17 protein-coding genes are annotated in these 17,615 nt (G+C 71.5%); 5 read left to right on the forward strand and 12 right to left on the reverse strand.

Features of this window, described 5'->3' with window-relative positions:
• Positions 1-16: 16 nt before the first annotated feature.
• Together OG507_RS37350 and OG507_RS37355 are read right to left on the reverse strand one after the other, a co-directional pair.
• Positions 17-709 carry a formylglycine-generating enzyme family protein gene (locus OG507_RS37350; protein WP_327371529.1) on the reverse strand — a complete coding sequence of 231 codons (693 nt, stop codon included), beginning with the start codon at positions 707-709 and terminating at the stop codon, positions 17-19.
• A 67-nt stretch (positions 710-776) separates the two neighbouring features.
• Complete coding sequence (locus OG507_RS37355) at positions 777-1,553, reverse strand: metallophosphoesterase family protein (RefSeq protein ID WP_327371530.1); 777 nt, start codon at positions 1,551-1,553, stop codon at positions 777-779.
• Between the two features lie 148 nt (positions 1,554-1,701).
• Between OG507_RS37355 and OG507_RS37360 the strand changes: the two genes are divergently transcribed.
• Both OG507_RS37360 and OG507_RS37365 read left to right on the forward strand, forming a co-directional pair.
• On the forward strand, positions 1,702-2,670 hold the full coding sequence (locus OG507_RS37360) for a DUF4331 family protein (RefSeq protein ID WP_327371531.1): 969 nt from the start codon (positions 1,702-1,704) through the stop codon (positions 2,668-2,670).
• A 124-nt stretch (positions 2,671-2,794) separates the two neighbouring features.
• On the forward strand, positions 2,795-3,973 hold the full coding sequence (locus OG507_RS37365) for a PP2C family protein-serine/threonine phosphatase (RefSeq protein WP_442811076.1): 1,179 nt from the start codon (positions 2,795-2,797) through the stop codon (positions 3,971-3,973).
• Here OG507_RS37365 and OG507_RS37370 read toward each other — a convergent pair.
• From OG507_RS37370 to OG507_RS37390, 5 genes are all read right to left on the reverse strand, one after another.
• Positions 3,948-4,448, reverse strand: a complete 501-nt coding sequence (locus OG507_RS37370) for a nucleotide triphosphate diphosphatase NUDT15 (RefSeq protein ID WP_327371532.1) — start codon at positions 4,446-4,448, stop codon at positions 3,948-3,950. The two genes, OG507_RS37365 and OG507_RS37370, sit on opposite strands and share 26 nt — an antisense overlap.
• A gap of 154 nt (positions 4,449-4,602) precedes the next feature.
• A complete protein-coding gene (locus OG507_RS37375; RefSeq protein WP_327371533.1) occupies positions 4,603-5,502 on the reverse strand; it encodes a hypothetical protein in 900 nt (299 codons plus the stop codon).
• The gene (locus tag OG507_RS37380; protein WP_327371534.1) at positions 5,499-6,512 is read right to left on the reverse strand and encodes an SPFH domain-containing protein; all 1,014 of its coding nucleotides are present in this window, start codon (positions 6,510-6,512) and stop codon (positions 5,499-5,501) included. Before OG507_RS37380 ends, OG507_RS37375 begins: the two co-directional genes overlap by 4 nt.
• A 21-nt stretch (positions 6,513-6,533) precedes the next feature.
• On the reverse strand, positions 6,534-7,367 hold the full coding sequence (locus tag OG507_RS37385) for an SDR family oxidoreductase (protein ID WP_327371535.1): 834 nt from the start codon (positions 7,365-7,367) through the stop codon (positions 6,534-6,536).
• A 268-nt stretch (positions 7,368-7,635) separates the two neighbouring features.
• Positions 7,636-8,259 carry a TetR/AcrR family transcriptional regulator gene (locus tag OG507_RS37390; RefSeq protein WP_327371536.1) on the reverse strand — a complete coding sequence of 208 codons (624 nt, stop codon included), beginning with the start codon at positions 8,257-8,259 and terminating at the stop codon, positions 7,636-7,638.
• A 161-nt stretch (positions 8,260-8,420) separates the two neighbouring features.
• On the opposite strand from OG507_RS37390, the gene OG507_RS37395 reads away from it, so the two are divergent.
• Positions 8,421-9,302 carry a phosphatase PAP2 family protein gene (locus OG507_RS37395; protein WP_327371537.1) on the forward strand — a complete coding sequence of 294 codons (882 nt, stop codon included), beginning with the start codon at positions 8,421-8,423 and terminating at the stop codon, positions 9,300-9,302.
• Positions 9,299-10,264 carry a hypothetical protein gene (locus tag OG507_RS37400; protein WP_327371538.1) on the forward strand — a complete coding sequence of 322 codons (966 nt, stop codon included), beginning with the start codon at positions 9,299-9,301 and terminating at the stop codon, positions 10,262-10,264. Before OG507_RS37395 ends, OG507_RS37400 begins: the two co-directional genes overlap by 4 nt.
• A 68-nt stretch (positions 10,265-10,332) precedes the next feature.
• On the opposite strand, the gene OG507_RS37405 is transcribed toward OG507_RS37400, so the two are convergent.
• Both OG507_RS37405 and OG507_RS37410 read right to left on the reverse strand, forming a co-directional pair.
• Positions 10,333-10,872 (reverse strand): PadR family transcriptional regulator, encoded by a 540-nt coding sequence (locus OG507_RS37405; protein ID WP_327371539.1) that lies wholly within the window; start codon positions 10,870-10,872, stop codon positions 10,333-10,335.
• Positions 10,873-10,934: 62 nt separating this feature from the next.
• Positions 10,935-12,950: an NADPH-dependent 2,4-dienoyl-CoA reductase gene (locus OG507_RS37410; protein WP_327371540.1), complete on the reverse strand. Its 2,016-nt coding sequence runs from the start codon at positions 12,948-12,950 to the stop codon at positions 10,935-10,937.
• A 238-nt stretch (positions 12,951-13,188) separates the two neighbouring features.
• Here OG507_RS37410 and OG507_RS37415 point away from each other — a divergent pair, with 238 nt between their 5' ends.
• Positions 13,189-13,716, forward strand: coding sequence for a DoxX family protein (locus OG507_RS37415; RefSeq protein WP_327371542.1), 528 nt, complete (start codon positions 13,189-13,191; stop codon positions 13,714-13,716).
• A gap of 88 nt (positions 13,717-13,804) precedes the next feature.
• Here the strand turns inward: OG507_RS37415 and OG507_RS37420 are convergent, their stop codons facing one another.
• Genes OG507_RS37420 through OG507_RS37430 form a run of 3 tightly spaced genes read right to left on the reverse strand, consistent with a single transcriptional unit; the run spans position 13,805 to position 17,558 of the window.
• A complete protein-coding gene (locus OG507_RS37420; RefSeq protein WP_327371543.1) occupies positions 13,805-16,051 on the reverse strand; it encodes a xanthine dehydrogenase family protein molybdopterin-binding subunit in 2,247 nt (748 codons plus the stop codon).
• Positions 16,048-17,043 carry an FAD binding domain-containing protein gene (locus OG507_RS37425; RefSeq protein ID WP_327371544.1) on the reverse strand — a complete coding sequence of 332 codons (996 nt, stop codon included), beginning with the start codon at positions 17,041-17,043 and terminating at the stop codon, positions 16,048-16,050. Before OG507_RS37425 ends, OG507_RS37420 begins: the two co-directional genes overlap by 4 nt.
• Positions 17,044-17,054: 11 nt before the next feature.
• On the reverse strand, positions 17,055-17,558 hold the full coding sequence (locus OG507_RS37430; protein ID WP_327372230.1) for a (2Fe-2S)-binding protein: 504 nt from the start codon (positions 17,556-17,558) through the stop codon (positions 17,055-17,057).
• Positions 17,559-17,615 lie beyond the last annotated feature (57 nt).

A 17,615-nucleotide genomic window follows, 5' to 3' on the forward strand; every position in this document is an offset into this window, starting at 1 on the left:
GTTGCGCGTCTGCCGTTCAGAGCGATCGGGCGAGCCGGAATCCGAGGTCGTCGATGCGCAGGGTCGGATGACTCCTGCGGCGGCACGACGCCCGGCATCCGCGCGGGTGGTCGTATCCGCCTCCGCCGCGGAAGACGCGGTACGGGCCGTAGACCCGGGGATCGTAGACGTCCCAGCACCACTCCCACACGTTGCCGATCATGTCGTACAGGCCCCAAGCGTTCGGCGCCTTCGTCCCGACGTCATGCACCGCGCCCCCGGAGTTCCCGCGGTACCAGGCGATCTCGTCCAGCTCTCCGTAGCGTGTACCCGAGGTCCCGGCCCTGCACGCGTACTCCCACTCCGCCTCGGACGGGAGCCGATAGCCGTCGGCGTCCCGGTCGCAGACCACGTCCTGGCCGTCGGGGTCGTCCCCGATCGAGTAGCAGGGTTCGAGTCCCGTCTCCCGCGAGAGCAGATTGCAGAACCGGACGGCCTGCGTCCAGGAGACCTCGGTCACCGGTGTCCGAGGCCCCGCAGTGCTCACGGGCGCCTCGCCACGGACGGTGCGGTACAGCTCCCGGGTCACGGGGTACGGCGCCAGCCGGAACGCCCCGACCTCGACGTTCCAGTTCCTCCTCGTGCCCTCGTCCCGCAGGACGATCTCCCCGGCCGGGATGTCCCTCATGCTCTCGGCGACCGTTTGTCGGAGTAAGGCGTCAGCGCTCATGACAGCTCCTCAAGTGCTCGAACGAATGACCCTACCCGGCCGGAACGGCACGGCTGTCCGCGGCGGTTCAGGCAGGTGGCCGCCGCTCGGCGGCCTCGCGCCCGTCCCGTGGGCCGAAGGTCTCAAGAGCCTCTGCGTCCGTGGCCCGGGCGTGCAGGAAGTAGTCGGCCCACTCGCTGATCCCGGAATGGTCGCAGTCCCGGCCGATCCGGGTCGTGGCGGCCTCGATGTCGAAGTCCGTGGTGCGCAGTTCGACGCCCGGGCCGAGCACGGCCCAGTGGGCTCCGGTCCTTCCGTACGGCATGCCGACGCTGCCGGGGTTGATCACGAGCCTGCCGTGGGCGAGGCGGACGAACGGCATGTGGGTGTGGCCGCAGACGACGGTGCGGACGTCGCCATCGAGTCCGCCGAGGATCTCCTTCCAGCGATCGAGGCGGGAGTCGACCAGGACGACCTCCTCGTCGTCACGGGGAGTGGCATGGCAGAACAGCACTTTTCCCAGGCCGCGCACGGACAGGGAGAGCGACCGCGGCAGCGAGCCGAGCAGGTCGAGGTGGTCCTCACGCAGCTGTTCGGCGGCCCAGGGGGCGGTCGGATCGGGGATCGACTCGCGTTGTCCGCGCCGGTATTCGAGGAGTTCGCGGTCGGCGTTGCCGCTGATCCACACGGCTTGGTCGCCGAGACCGGTCAGCAGGTCGAGAACCTGGGCCGGCTGCGGGCCGGCGGTGATGTCGCCGGTGAGGACGATGCGATCCGCGGTGCTCACGTCCGGCTCGGCGAGCACGGCCTCCAGGGCCGGCAGGACTCCATGGATGTCGGACAGTACGGCTACTCGATTCAGCATGGTCACAACTGTGGGGTGAAGGCGGCCGGGAGGTGAGGGCGTTCGCCGCACGCTGAGCCGTGAGCTTCTGCGGCCAGGTGGATGACCGCAGCTCCGCCTGCGGGCCCGTTGCCGGGTGATGCAATTGGGCCTGGCGGACGCTGGGCCCATGTCTCATCACCTCAGTGGGCCCGATCTGCGTTCCCCCATGGACGATGCCCGGCTCGACCTGACGGACCTCTTCGCGTTCGGTGTCCCCGGCGACCGCACCGTACTGATCATGAACGCCCATCCGGTCGCGCCTGCCACCGGCGCCGCCTTCCACCCGGACGCGGTGTACCGGATCGACATCGACACCGATGGCGACGACCGGGCCGATGTGGCGTTCAGCTTCGTGTTCTCCTCGCCGCAGGGCGGGAAGCAGACCGCCGCCGTCCGCCGCGCGACCGGAGCGCAGGCCCGCTCCCACGAGGCCGCGGGCGAGCTGATCGTCGCCGACGCGCCGCTCGGCTCCGACGCGGGGCCGGTCGTGATCGAGGCCGGGCCCTACATGTTCTCCGCCGGTCTGCGCAGTGACCCGTTCTTCGCCGATCTGGACGGCATCGTCAAGGAGTTCCAGTGGACCGGCACGGACTGGGGTGCCGACAAGAACGTCCTCGGCATCGTGCTGGAGATGCCCGACGCCGAACTCGCCGCCGGACCGGTGATCGGGGCGTGGGCGCGGGTGAGCCTGCGCAGGGACGGACAGCTCACGTCCGTGGACCGCGGCGCGCACCCGTCCCTGACCGCGTACTTCAACGCCGAGGACGCCAAGGAGGCCTACAACCGGGGCGAACCCTCGACGGACTGGGAGACCTATCGCGAACCGTGGACCGCGGCCCTCCAGCACTTCGGCGGTTACGACCAGCAGGCCGCCGAACTGGCCCTGCGCACCGTGCTGCCGGACATCCTGCGCTACGACCGCAGCCGGCCCGCCGCCTACCCCAACGGCCGCACCCTCACCGACGACGTCACCTCCGCCCGCCTGGCCATGCTCACCAACGGCAGGGTCAGCAGCGACGGCATCGGCCCCCACACCGACCTGCTCCCCGAATTCCCGTACCTCGGCAACCCGCACCCGGCGCCGCAGGCCGGGTAGCACAGCACCCGCCGGGTGCCGCCATGCCACAGCCGTACTCGACGGACCAGGAATGCCGCATATGCGAATATTTCGGATGGTACGTTCGAGACACGGTCAGGAGGGGGAGCGACAGGGAGCACAGGTGAAGGAGAGCCGGCGCACAGCGGAGTGGGCGGGCTGGATGCTCGTCGTACCGGCTTTGGTGGCCGGCGTGCTGCTGAACATCCTTGCGCCCCAGCCGTACATGGGACTCCCGCTGCTGGCCGCCGCCCCGCTGATCGCCGGTGCGATGCTGCCGTTCGGGGCCGGCGTTCTCGTCGCGAGCCTTGCCTGCGGGGTCTCGCTGCTGCTGGACATCGTCCAGGGGCGCACCGCGGCGGAGAGCGTCGTCGATCTCGCGGTCGTCGGCCTCATCGGAACTCTTGCCCTCGCCGTCAACCTGCTGTTGCAGCGTCAGGGGCGGGATCTCGCGCGGGCGCGGGTCATCGCGGAGGCGGTACAGCTGGCGGTTCTGCCGGCCCCGCCCTCGCGGGCCGGGCCGCTCGCCGTCGCCTCCTGGTACACCCCCGCACAGGCCGAGGCCAGAATCGGCGGCGACCTCTTCGCGGTGCAGGAGACTCCGTACGGCGTGCGCATGATCATCGGGGATGTGAAGGGCAAGGGCCTCCAGGCGGTCGCATCCGTTTCGGTGACGATCGGCGCGTTCCGCCAGGAGGCCGAGAACGCCCCCACGCTGGCCGAACTGGCGCAGCGCCTGGACGACGCGCTGAGCAAGGAGGCGGCCCGCAGTGGAAGAGAGACGTCCGGCGAGGACTTCACCACGGCCGTGCTGGCCGAGGTCCCCGGCGACGGCGGGTTGCTGCGCCTGGTCAACCGTGGCCATCCCGGCCCGTATCTGATCCACGACGGTGCGGTCGTACGGCTCGATGCCACCCGTCCGCAGCTGCCGCTCGGCATGGGGCTGGGGGCGGTACGGGCCCCTGGCGGCGACGAGCTCACCGATGTCGTCCGGATGCCGCCCGGCGCGCTGCTGCTGATGATCACCGATGGTGTCACCGAGGCGCGCGACCGGACGGGCACCTTCTACGACCCGTGCGCCTCCGCCATGCTCGCCGGTGCCCGCTTCAGGGATCCCGAGGACCTGGTCCACGCGCTGACCGAGGATGTCGCACGCTGGACCGGCGACGGCCACCAGGACGACATGGCCATCCTCGCCGTCGCCCGGCAGACGGCCCCCGGCCCGGACGGGGCGGACGCTGCCCACGACCACCGGGCGAGCGGCCGGAGGAGCAGGGCTACGTACCATCCCCGGCGGCCGTGACGGTCAGCCGGTGCGCGGGAGGGTGCTCGATCGGGAGATCCGGACGCCAGGCCGCGAGCACCTGCGCCGAGGGACCGAACAGCGGACCCGGCAGCGCGTCGAGCCCGGTCCACTGCCAGGTGCTGATCAGATGGGGCTCGGTGACCCGCGGGCTTCCCGACTCCAGGCTCACCACAGCTCCCATCGACACACGGTTGATGCCCGCGATCACGTCGTGGAGCATGGCGAACACCCTTACGTCGGCCACCTCGACCTCCAGACCCGTCTCCTCGCGGAGCTCACGGACGGCGGCCGCGGCGATGGACTCGTGCGTCGGGTCGACCTTGCCGCCGGGAAGCTCCCAGGTCCCGCTGTGGTGCCTGCCGAGCAGAACGCGCCCCCGGGCGTCCTGCACGATGACCCCCACACCGAGCGCCGCCTGCGCCAGCGGGGGACGGGAGTTGCGGGAGAGAGGGTCTGTGGGGGTGGTGTCCATGGTGCTCCTTGCGGGTGGGCACGGGGTGTTACGGGCGCGAGGCCTCGGCTTCCAGGTGTACCCGGAAGCCTAACCAGTGCCATCGGCCCCGCGGGCCGGGCGCCCCGGCGCGGCAACTGCCCTCGCGCGGTGCGTGGTTCTGGCCGCTGCGCGATCAGACGGCCAGCCGCAGGGATGTCGCCGAGATGCCCAGCCGTACCGTCTGACCCCAGGTCAGTTCCAGTGCGTCGGTCTCCATCCCGTCGCCGAAGACCACCACCCGGTCGGACTCGACGGTGAGCCTCAGTCCCTCGCCACGCCCCAGTTCGCCCGCGACCAGTGAGGTGCCGGTCGCGGGCGAGGGCCAGGCCTCGCGGACGAACCAGAGCAGCCGCGAGTCGGTGGGCGCCGGGAGCCGCAGGGCGCTGTGGCGTTCCTGCCACAGGGAGCGGAGCCAGCCCGTGGCGCCGGTGCCCGTGCCGACCAGGACGCCGGAGGAGGCCTGCGGTTCGGCGGCGGCATCCGGCGCGTCGGGGCCGAGCCGGTAGCGGGCGGTCTGGTGGCCGGGCGGGCCGAGATAGATCTCGTTGAGGGCGAGGAGGCGCTGGGTGTCGTCGGCGACCGCCTCGACCATGGTGAGCTCGTCCGCCGCGCCGCCGGGGGCCGCGGCCGTCCGGAGCAGGGCGGCCGCATCGGATGACCGGTGGCGCACGAGCACGCCCGGATTGCGTCCGGGATCGGTGTCGATGCCCACGACGGGCTGGCCGGACAGATACTTGGCGGCGTTCGCGACCAGCCCGTCCTGCCCGACGACGACCACCACGTCCTCGGGTGCGAACAGGAAGCGGTCGAGATCGGCGCGCTCCACCCGCGACTGCCGCCACTGCAACGGTACGGCCGCCGCCACATCGGCGAGCGCCTGCTGGGTGTGCCGGTGCCGAAGAGCCACCTCGTCGATGGACCGGCCGCGGCTGGAGAGAAGGAACGCGGCCTGGCCGTGCGTGCCGTGCCGTGCCAGCAACTCCTCGTACTCGGTGGTGCGGTGGACCAGCACGGCGCGCGGGGCCAGGCTCATGCCCGGGGCTCCTGACCGGTGCTGCCGAGCTTGCTGAGCAGGCCGGTGAGCACATCGGGGGAGAGGGTGAGGCTGTTGATGCGCGGCAGGTTCTCGGCGAGCCTGGTGGCAGCCAGGGCGTGCAGCGTCGCGGCGTCCACCTCGCCGTGCACCCGCAGCCAGGCCGCCTGGGACTGCGCACGTGCGGCGCCGATCTCGCGGGCGGCCTCGGCCTCGGCGCGGGCCAGTTGCACCTTGCGTGCCGCCTCGGCCTGGGCGCGTACCTTGTCGGCCGCCGCGTTCTCCTCGGCCTCGCGGCGGGTGTTGGTGCCGCGCTGCTCGACCAACTGCTCCTCGCGGCGGGCCAGTTCGATCTGGCTGGCGAGCTCGTTCTCCGCGATGGCCCGCTCCCGCTCCACGGCCACGGCGCGGCGCTCGTAGGTGGCCCGGTCGGCCTCCTGCTGGATCTGCTCGCGGGCGGGGGTGCGCAGCGCGCGCTCCACCTCGGCCTCGGGCCGGATGGCGACCACTCGCACCGCGACCACGTCGATTCCGGTGGCGGGCAGCCGGGGTTCGGCGGCGAGCCCCGCCGCGACCCGTTCGCGTACCGATGCGACGCCGTCGACCAGTGCCTCGGCCAGCGCCGTCCGGGCCAGGACGTCCAGGGTGTGCTGCTGGGCGGTCTCGGTGAGCAGTGTGGCGATCTGCTCCAGCGGTGCGCCGCGCCAGACCCCGGTGTCCGGGTCGACGGAGAAGTCCAGACGGGCGGCGGCCTCGGCCGGGTCGCTGATCCGGTACGTCACGGTGGCCTGCACGGTGACGTCCTGGAAGTCGGACGTACGGGCGTGGAAGGCCATCGCCAACTCCCGGTCGCTGACCGGAACTTCGGAGAGCGCTGCGGTCAGCGACCGGTACCAGAAGCTCAGCCCCGGCCCGTCGTGGGCGAGCCGTCCGCGCTTGTGGTGGCGGATGTGGGCGGTGGGTGCGGAGCGCAGATGGCGCCAGCCGAAGCGCCGGGTGATGTCGGCCATATGAGTGCCCCCTCATTCTCGTCATGGAGACGATAATGGGGTGCGATCGATATCGTCAAGGGGACGAGAATGATCGCCCTGCCCGCTTCTCGCGGCCAGGAACCTGGCCGGCAACTCGCCCCCGCCGTGCACCGCCAGGTCGGCGCCATTGACGTATGGAGCCAGGCCGCCCGCCAGATACAGACAGGCGCGTGCCACATCGTCCGGTACGGCCAGCCGTCGCATCGGAATCACCCCGGCCACGGCGGTGCCGCCGTCCTCCCCGTACACCGGCGCCGCGCTCTCTGTGCGGATCAGCCCGGTCGTGATGTGGTTGACGCGAACCTTCGGCGCCCATTCGAGAGCCAGCGCCCGGGTCAGCGCCAGCAGCCCGGCCTTCGCCGCCGTGTACGCGGCCGTGCCCGGCTGCGGGGTGTGCGCCGAGATGCTGCCGATGTTGATGACCGAGCCGCCCCCGCTCTGGCCCTGCATGATCCGGTTGGCGGCCTGTGCCACATAGAACGGGGCCAGCAGATTGAGCGCGACGACCTTCTCGACGAAGCGCGGGGAGACGGTGGCCGCGTCGGCGTCGGGGGAGCCGCCCGCGTTGTTGACGAGTACGTCCAGCCGTCCGAACCGTTCTGCCGCCGCGTCGACCAGGGCGGCGGCGTCCGCCGGGTCGCGGACATCGGTGGCGCGGAAGTGTGCCTGCCGGGTGCCGCTTCCCGGCAGCTGCGGCGGTTCGTTGCGCCCGCAGACCAGCACATCCGCGCCGGCGCGGAGAAAGGCCCCGGCGATCGCGGCGCCGATGCCCTTTGTGCCACCGGTGACGATCACCGCCCGGCCCGTGAAGTCGATGGGATTGCCGATGTCCATGATCCGCCTCTGCTGTGGCCGAAGTGCGCGCCGATCGGTCCGGTAAATCGGTCCCGTAAAGCTACCAATCGTTTGTTTGGTGGAACAGTCGCTGCTCCGGCCGGGGCGGGAGGGGCGGTCGGCAGGATCGGCGGCCGGGCGGAAACACGGGCGGCCGGTGGCTCCCGCAGGAGCCACCGGCCGTCGGATGGTGCGCCGCCCCCGTCCCCACGGTGCGGCGCGGGCGGGCCGTCGTCATCCGCTCCGACAACGGCCCACGTCTTGGGGACTAGGGCGCGGAGGCGTCCAGTCCGAGTGCGGGAAAGATGGCGCTCTCCACGAAGCGGGTGAGATATGCCTCATCCGCGATCTTTCCCTCCAGCAGCGGGCGGGCGCGCATCACGCCGAGTATCTGGGCGGTGACGAACTCCGCCGCGGGAGTGTCCGCCGGAATCTCGCCGCGCTCCGCCCCGCGCCGGACCATCCCCTCGATCGCCGCGATCTCCGGCAGGATCAGCGCCTCGCGCAGCGCGCACAGCAGCTCGGGGCTCTGCAGCGCGGCATGGCTGAGCGCGTGCATCAGCGGGATGTCGCGGCCCGAGCCCGCACCGATCGCCCGGGCCGCCTCGCGCAGATCGCCCGCCAGGGTGCCGGTGTCGATGTGGGGAAGGAGCACCCGACGGGTGCCGTGCAGCGCCGCCACGACCAGCTCGGGCTTGGAGCCCCACTGCCGGTAGAGCGTGGACTTGCCGCAGCGTGTTCGCGAGGCGACCCCCTCCATCGTGAGGGCGTCGTAGCCGGACTCTCTCAGCAGGTCGAGCACGGCCGTGTAGAGCTCCTGCGCCCGCTCCGGCGTGATCTTGGAGCGTCGTGGCGTGTGAGCCGGTTCCTGCGCGGCTGTCTGCGGCGACATGCTCTTCCCTCTCAGCGATTCTGCGACGAGGTCCATCGATACGCCAGTGTACCGAAACACACGTGTACCGATACGCGAACGTATCGGTACACTGGCGTATCGATACGGCATGGACTGGATCATGCCGCCGTAACACTGCTTCGTCAGCAAAGGGGCACCGGGTGATGTACGCCGGTAGCGAGCCCGCAGATCAGGAGCCGGACAGTTCTGCCCGACCGCCCCTCGTCCGCGAGCTTCTTCTCGTCGTGGGACTCTTCGTGATCTACAAGCTCGGCCGGCAGGCCGCGAGCGGTCACGTGGAAGAGGCGTACCGCAACGCCGGAAACGTCTGGGACCTCGAACGGTCCGTGCACCTGCCCGGCGAGGGCGCGGTGCAGAGTCTGCTCCTGCACAACGAGACGCTGATCCGCCTCGCGAACACCTACTACGCGACCGTGCACTTCCCGGCCACACTGCTCTTCCTCGCGTGGCTCTACTGGCGCCGCCCGCGCCATTACGTCTGGTCGCGCCGCGTCCTCGCCGCGATCACCGGCGCCGCGCTCGCGCTCCATCTGCTCTTCCCGCTCGCCCCGCCGCGGCTGCTGGCCGCCGCCGGTCTGGTCGACACCGGCCAGGTGTACGGGCCGACGGTGTACGGGGCGACGCCGGCCACCGACTCGATGGCGAACCAGTTCGCCGCGATGCCCTCGCTGCACTTCGGCTGGGCGGTGATGGTCGCCGTCGGGCTGATCGTCGCCACCCGCTCCAGGTGGCGCTGGCTGTGGCTGCTGCATCCGCTGCTCACGCTGCTGGTGATAGTCGGTACGGCCAATCACTACTGGCTCGACTCGATCGTGGTCTCCGCGCTCCTCGCCGTGGCGTTCGCGGCGCTGCCGCTGAGGCGCACGGAGCCGGCAGGGGCACACATCGCCTGGCCCGCCGCGGCGGATGAGCCCGCGCCGACGGTTCTGCCCGGGCCCGCCGAGCCCGCCGTGTCGACTGCCTACGCCGTACCGCAGGCCCGGCCCGCGTCCTCGTACGCCTCGTCCGGGACCCGGAGGTGAACGCCACCCTGGCAGCCGTCGCGCTGTCCCTGGTCTCCGCCGCCGCGTACGCCTCGGCCGCGGTGGCGCAGGCCCGGCTCGCCGGGAGCACCGCGGCGGACGCCGGGGTTCTGAGGCTGCTCGCGCGCGGCTCCTGGTGGTGGTCGGTCGGACTGAACGCGGGGGGCGCGCTGCTGCATGTCGCGGCGCTGAAGTACGGCCCCCTCACCCTCGTACAGCCGCTCGGCGCCCTCACCCTGGTCGCCGCCGTCCCGCTGGGTGCCAGGGCGGCCGGACGCAGGGTCACCGGGATCGAGTGGCGCGGCACGGTCCTCACTCTGCTCGGCCTCGGCGCGCTGCTGACGACCGCGGGCGGCACCGCCCCGCACGAGACGCTCAGCCTCCCCGAAGCCCTGGCGGTCGGCGCCGGGACGATGGCCGTGGTCGCCGGGCTCAGCCGCCGGGGCACACGACCCGGCCTGCGGCACGCGGCAGCGTCCGGCATCACCTCCGGAGTCGCCTCCGCTCTCACCCAGACCCTGACCGTCTCCGTCGCCGACCACACCGGCCCGTTGTTCAGCTGGCACCTGGTGACCGTCGCGCTCCTCGTCTCCGCCTTCGCGATGGGCGGGCTGCTGCTCTCCCAGACCGCCTACCGGGGCGGCCTGGGCGCGCCGCTGGCCGTCGTCACCCTCGCCAACCCGGTGGCCGCGGCCGCCATAGGGCTGGCCCTGCTCGGTGAACGCCTCCAGGGCGGCACGATCAGCCTGCTCCCGGCGCTGCTCGGCACGGCCGCGGCGGTACGGGGTGTGATTCTGCTCAGCCGCGCACAGGCGGAGAGCTCGGCCGTCGTCGGCCCGCCCCTGCCCGTACCGAAGCCCGCCGCCGGATCGCCTTCACGGGTCGTGGCCGGGAGCCGGGGGCCGGTGGACCCGCCGGCGCTGCGAACGGAACTGGGCCGGGCCCCGGTCGGCGGACCGTGACGCAAGGAGCGGCGCTCGGCGCCGGGGGTACGCCGCGAAGACCTGACACGTACCCGTCCTGAAGCCGCCTACGGACGCGGCTCCTCGTCCTCGGCCAGCGCACGCGTCAGCCAGCCGATCCAGAAGTTCTCCAGGTCGATGCCGCCGCGCAGGACCAGGTGGCGCAGCCGGTCCTCCCCGGAGTCCCGTTCCGGCGGGAAGTCCCGCTCCTCGATCTCCAGATACTCCGCGAGCTGACGGCGGTGCAGCCCCAGATGGCGACGCAGCTCCGCATCCAGGCCGGGTGCTCCGACGACAGCCGCGGCCCGCATCCGCAGCAGCAGTGGATCACGGATCTGCTTGGGGTCCTCGGGGCGGGCCACCCATGCGGACAGCGCCTCCCGGCCCGCCGGCAGCACCTCGTACTCCTTCTTCTGCCCACGGGCGGGCTGCGGCGAAGGCAGCGCCCGGATCTGCCCGGCCTGCTCCAGCTTCCCCAGCTCGCGGTAGATCTGCTGATGCGTGGCGGACCAGAAGTAGCCGATCGACCGGTCGAACCTGCGGGTCAGCTCCAGCCCCGACGACGGCTTTTCGAGCAGGGCGGTGAGGATCGCGTGCGGGAGTGACATGGGGTGCATCCTAAGGACGGCGCCGTGCCCGGAAGCGTGGTCCCGGGCACGGCGGCCCGTGGTCACAGCGCGGCGGCCAGCTCCGTGCCCTGGCGGATCGCGCGCTTGGCATCCAGCTCGGCGGCCTCGTCCGCACCGCCGATCAGATGCGCCGGACGGCCCGCGGCGAGCAGCTCCTCGTACAGCTCGCGCCGCGGCTCCTGGCCCGTGCAGAGCACCACCGTGTCGACCGGCAGGAGATGCTGTTCGCCGCCGACCGTGAGGTGCAGGCCGTCGTCGTCGATCCGGTCGTAGGCGGCGCCCGCGATCATCGTGACGCCGCGGTGGCGCAGCTCGGTGCGGTGGATCCACCCGGTCGTCTTCCCGAGCCCCGCACCGACCTTGCTGGTCCTGCGCTGGATCAGGTGGACGGTACGCGGTGTCCTCGCGCGTTCCGGGGCGCGCAGACCACCGCGGTCGCGGTAGTCGGTGTCGACGCCCCACTGGCGGAAGAACACCTCGGGGTCGAGGCTCGCGGCGTCGCCCGTGTCGGTGAGGAACTCGGCGACATCGAAGCCGATCCCGCCCGCCCCGATGATCGCGACCCGGTCGCCGACCGGCGCCCCGTCGCGCAGGACGTCGAGGTAGCTGAGCACGCTGGGGTGGTCCAGGCCCGGTATCGCGGGAGAGCGGGGCGTGACACCGGTGGCGAGCACGACCTCGTCGAAGCCTTCGAGAGCCTCGGCCGTGGCCCGCGTACCGAGCCGCAGCTCGACCTTCTCCTCTGCGAGCCGGGTGCGGAAGTAACGCAGCGTCTCGTTGAACTCCTCCTTGCCGGGAACCCTGCGCGCCACGTTCAGCTGGCCGCCGATCTCCTCGGCCGTGTCGAAGAGCGTCACCTCGTGTCCGCGCTCGGACGCCGAGACGGCGCACGCGAGACCGGCGGGCCCGGCGCCGACGACCGCCACCCGCTTGACGGTGCGGGTCGCCGACAGGGTGAGTTCCGTCTCGTGGCAGGCGCGCGGATTGACCAGGCACGAGGTGACCCGGCCGCTGAAGATGTGGTCCAGGCACGCCTGGTTGCAGCCGATGCAGGTGTTGATCGCGTCGGCGCGGCCCTCGGCCGCCTTGGCGACGAAGTCCGGGTCGGCGAGGAACGGCCGGGCCATCGACACCATGTCCGCCCGGCCCGAGGCGAGAACCTCCTCGGCGACCTCGGGCGTGTTGATGCGGTTGCTCGTCACCAGCGGTACGGAGACGGCGCCGCGCACCTTCTCGGTGACCCAGGTGTAGGCGCCGCGCGGCACCGAGGTGGCGATGGTGGGGATACGGGCTTCGTGCCAGCCGATCCCCGTATTGATGATCGTCGCACCGGCCGACTCGATCTCCCGGGCGAGCCGCACGACCTCCTCCAGCGAGGAACCACCGGGCACCAGATCCAGCATCGAGAGCCGGTAGATCAGGATGAAGTCGCTGCCGACCCGCTCACGGACCCGGCGCACGATCTCGACGGGGAACCGGATGCGGTTCTCGTACGAGCCGCCCCAGCGGTCGGTGCGGTGATTGGTGGCGGCCGCGATGAACTCATTGATCAGATAGCCTTCGGAGCCCATGATCTCGACGCCGTCGTACCCGGCGCGCTGCGCGAGCTCCGCGGCCCTGGCGAAGTCCTCGATGGTCTCCTCGACCTCGTCGTCGTCAAGGGCGTGCGGGGTGAAGGCGCTGATCGGCGCCTGGATCGCGCTCGGCGCGACCAGGTCGCGATGGTGTGCGTACCGGCCGAAATGCAGGATCTGCATGGCGATCCGGCCGCCCGCCTCATGCACGGCGGCGGTGACCTGCGCATGCTGCTCGGCCTCGGCCTCGGTGGTCATCTTGGCGCCGCCGGGGAAGGAGCAGGCCCGGACGCTCGGTGCGATGCCGCCGGTGACCATCAGGCCGACGCCGCCCCGGGCGCGTTCCGCGTAGAACGCGGCCATCCGCTCGAAGCCGCGCTCGACCTCCTCCAGACCGATGTGCATCGACCCCATCAGCACCCGGTTGGGGAGAGTGGTGAACCCGAGGTCGAGCGGGCTCAGCAGATTCGGGTACGGGCTCATGAGGCGGCTCCTCGCGCAGTGTCGTTGCGCCAGTTGTAGATGAGACGAACGCCATTGTGCAACAAGTTGCACAATGGCGTTCGTCTCATCGCCGCGATCGCGGCCGTCCCCCGGACGGCGTAACACCAGGACACGTCGGCGCCCCGCGCCACGGACAGTGGAACCGCGGTACCCGTCCGCCACGGCGCGGGCGGCGCGTCGGAGCCCACCGGCCCCCGAACCCATTGCGGAGACACCCATGGCCTGCCTCGACCGGCGTGACCTCGGCCTTCTCGTCCTGCGCGTCGGCACCGGCGCGGTCCTGGCCGCGCACGGCACCCATAAGCTGGCCGGCTGGTTCGGCGGCGGGGGCATCGAGGGGACCACCGCCGCGATGGAGGCCATGGGCTTTCGTCCGCCGAAGCACAGCGCGGTCGCGGCCGGACTCGGCGAGGCGGGTGGCGGCGCACTGCTGGCCCTCGGCCTCGCCACCCCGGTGGCCGGTGCGGCCGCGGCCGGGGGGATGGCGGGCGCGGTGGCCGTGCACGCCCCCGCCGGATTCTTCGCGCAGGGCGGCGGCTACGAGTACCCGGCCTTCCTCGGCTTCACCGCCGCGGCCATCGGTCTGACCGGACCCGGCCGGTACTCCCTCGACCACGCCACCCGGCACGTCTTCAACCAGCCATGGATGGTCGCCCTCGCCTTCGCGGGCAGCGCGGTCGCGGCGGCAGCCGTCGTCGGCAGACGCGCCAAGGGCCGGGCCGCGTTCGACCCCGAAGCGACCTGACCACCCGGCAGGACAGGGACCGGACGGCACCCCAGGGAGGGAGCCGCCCGGTCCCGACCCGACGGTGCTCATCGCGCCGGGGGCCTGCTCAGAGCAGGTCCTCGATGGTGATGGGCAGCTTGCGTACGCGTCGGCCGGTGGCGTGGTGGATCGCGTTGGCGATGGCCGCCGCCGCGCCGACCTGGCCGACCTCTCCGACGCCCTTGACGCCGAGCGGGTTGACGACCGTGTCCTCGACCTCGATGAGCTCCACGTCGATCTCGGGTGCGTCGGCGTTGACCGGGATCAGGTAGTCGCCCAGGCTCGACGCGACCCAGCGGCCGCGCACCGGGTCCATGTAGTTCGCTTCGAGGAGCGCCTGGCCGAGACCCCAGATCATGCCGCCCATCAGCTGACTGCGGGCCGTCCTGGGGTTCAGGACCCGCCCGGGGGCGAACGCGCCGACCATGCGGCGGACCCGCACCACGCCGAGGTCGGCGTCGACGGCGACCTCGGCGAACTGCGCGCCGAACGTCATCAACCCGTAGTTCGCGGTCCGGGGCGCGGGGGACCAGGCGCCCATCGCCTCGGTGTCGGGCAGGAAGTTGCGGTGCAGCAGATCGCTGTAGGTCTCCCCGGTTTCGGGCCGGTCGCGCAGCATCATGCGGCCGCCGCCGACGACGACCGAGGCGGGATCGGCGCCGTGCAGCGGGGACTGCGTGTCGGAGACGGCCTGAGCGACGAGCTGGTCGCGCAGGTTGGTGGCCGCGGTGTGGACGGCGGAGCCGATCATGCCGGAGCCGGACGAGCCGACCGCGGCGGCGATCGTCGGCAGCATGGTGTCACCGCCCTCGAACCGGCAGCGCTCGATGGCGATGCCGAGCGCGTCGGCCGCGACCTGGGTCATCACCGTGGCCACGCCGGTGCCGAAGTCGGGCGTCGCGGCCTGGACGACGGCGCTTCCGTCGGCGTAGATCCGGGCGCGGGCCCGTTGCGGGTTGTTCGGCCCGTAGACGGGATAGCCGGCGGTGGCCATGCCGTAGCCGATGAGCCAGTTCCCGTCGCGGTGCGAACGGGGTTCGGGGTTGCGGCGCTGCCAGCCGAAGCGCTCGGCACCACGCCGCAGGCACTCGACGAGCCCGTCGCTCGACCAGGGGCTGCCGGTGTTCGGGTCGACGTCGGTGTGGTTGCGCAGACGCAGTTCGAGCGGGTCCAGGCCCAGTTGGTGGGCGAGTTCGTCCATGGTGCTTTCGAGGGCGAACATGCCTGACGCCTCACCCGGGGCCCGCATGAAGGTGGGCGTCATGGTGTTGGCGCGAATGAGCCGGTAGACGCCCTCGTAGTTCGGGCACGCGTAGATCTGGGATGCCACGCCGAGGGAGGCCTCGGCCCAGTTGTCGAAGTGCGAGGTGGGCGACAGCTTGTGGTGCCGCAGCGCGGTGAGGCGGCCCTGTGAGGTCGCACCGAGGGTGATGTGCTGTTCCTGCTCCTCGCGGTGGCCGACCGAGGTGAACATCTGCTCGCGCGTCAGGGCGAGTTTGACCGGCCGCCCGACATGGCGGGCGGCGAGCGCGCTGAGCGCCGGGTGCGACCAGATCATGGCCTTGCAGCCGAAACTGCCGCCGACGTAATGGGAGATGACCCGGACCTTGGACGGCGTGAGCCCCAGCATCGTGGCGACGGTCAGCTGGGTGGCCGACACCCCCTGCGTCGCGTCATGGAGGGTGAGTTCGTCCCCGTCCCACACCGCGGTGGTGGCCGACGGCTCGATCGGGTTGTGGTTGTTGGCCGCGTAGGTGAACGAGGAATCGATCCGTACGTCGGCCTCGGCGAGCCCAGCGTCGATGTCGCCGCGCTGGATCCGTCCGGGGATGAGGTCCGCGAAGATCGCCTCGGGCTCGTAGACCTGGTCACGTCCCTGGTCGAGCGTCGTGACGGACGGCGTCTCCTCGTAGGAGACCCGCACGAGCGCGGCCGCGTGCTGCGCCCGCTCCAGCGTGTCGGCGACCACGACGGCGACGGGCTGGCCCGTGTAGTGGACCACGTCGTCCTGCAGGGGGAAGAAGGTCTGACCGGGGGCGGGCATGCCGGCCAGCGAGGGCATCAGCGGGGGCTGCGTGGCGATCCCGGGCAGGTTCTCATGGGTCAGCACGGCCAGGACTCCTTCGGAGTCCAGTGCCTCGGCGGCATCGATCGCGGTGATCCGTCCGCTCGGCACACGTGCCCCGACCAGGAATGCATACGACATGTTGTCGAGTACGTAGTCCGCGGAGTAGCGGGCGGTGCCGGAGACCTTGTAGCGGCCGTCGACCCGTTCGGTGGGCTGTCCGATCGCCGTGGGGGCTGTCGTGGTCATGAGGCACTCCCCGGGCTCGTGAGGGTCTCCAGTGCGCGGATCAGGGTTCGCCGGGCCAGCTCGACCTTGAACGCGTTGAGCGGTGTGGTCCTGGCGGGCGCGAGTTCCTCGTGGGCGGCGCGTTCGAACGTCTCGCGCTCGGCGCGTGCCCCGCGCAGGATCTCCTCCGCCCGCCGTGCCCGCCAGGGCTTGGTGGCCACACCGCCCAGCGCCAGCCGCACATCGCTGATGACACCGTCCGAGACGGTCACTCCAGCGGCCACGGAGACCAGGGCGAATTCGTACGACTCGCGGTCGCGCACCTTCAGATACAGCGAATTCGCCGCCACGGGCGTGTACGGCACCTCGATGCCGACGATGAGTTCGCCGTGCCCCAGCGGGTGTTCGAGGTGGGGTGTGCTGCCGGGCAGCCGGAAGAAGTCGTCGATGTCGTAGACGCGCCTGCCGGTGGCCCCCTCGGTGTGGATGCGGGCGTCGAGGGCCATCAGGGCCACGGCGGCGTCGGAGGGGTGGGTGGCGATGCACGACTCGCTGGTGCCGAGGACGGCATGACCGCGGTTGAAGCCGTCGATGGCGCTGCAGCCGGTCCCCGGGTCGCGTTTGTTGCAGGGGGAGACGGCGTCGCGGAAGTACCCGCACCGGACCCTCTGCATCATGTTGCCGCCCATGGTGGCCATGTGCCGCAGCTGGGCCGAAGCACCGAGTACGAGCGCCTCGGCCATCAGGGGGAACCGTTCCCGTACCGCCGGGGCCTCGGCGACATCGCTCATACGAGCCAGGGCGCCGATGTACACCCCGCCGTCCGGGCGGTCCTCGATCTGTGTGAGCGGCAGGTCGTTGATGTCGACGAGCCGGCGCGGCAACAGGACGTTCTGGCGCAGCAGATCGACCTGGGTGGTCCCGCCGGCCAGGAAGTCACTGGTGGGGTCGGCGGTCACGGTGGCGATGGCACCGGCGACGTCGTGCGCGCGCGAATAGCTGATGGGACGCACCTGTGGTCTCCCTAGGATCCGTCGCGGACCGCGCGGATGGCCGCGCGGATGTGCGGGTACGCGGCACAGCGGCAGATGTTGCCGCTCATCCACTCCCGGATCTCGGCGTCGTCGCCCGCGTGCCCCTCCTTGAGGAGTGCGGCTGCCGACATGATCTGGCCGGGTGTGCAGAAGCCGCACTGGAACGCGTCCTCGGCGATGAACGCGGTCTGCATGGCGTCGAGTTCCTCGTTCTTGGCCAGGCCCTCGATCGTCGTCACCTCGTGGCCCTCGCAGGCGATCGCGAGGGTCAGGCATCCCAGGACGCGCCGCCCGTCGACCCATAGCGTGCACGCGCCGCAGGTTCCCTGGTCGCACCCCTTCTTCGAGCCCGTGAGATGCAGATGCTCACGCAGCGCGTCCAGCAGGCTGACCCGGGGTTCGATCTCCACGGACCGCTCGACGCCGTTGACCGTCAGCGTGACCTTCTGCGGGCCGGGACCGCGTTCCGGCAGAACGGAAGCGGTGGCCTCCATGGTGGGCGGTTGTCTTACGGACACGAGAATTACCTCCCAAAGGTGGTGTTCATCGTG

The organism is Streptomyces sp. NBC_01217 (assembly GCF_035994185.1).
In the GTDB taxonomy this organism is placed as follows: Bacteria; Actinomycetota; Actinomycetes; order Streptomycetales; family Streptomycetaceae; genus Streptomyces.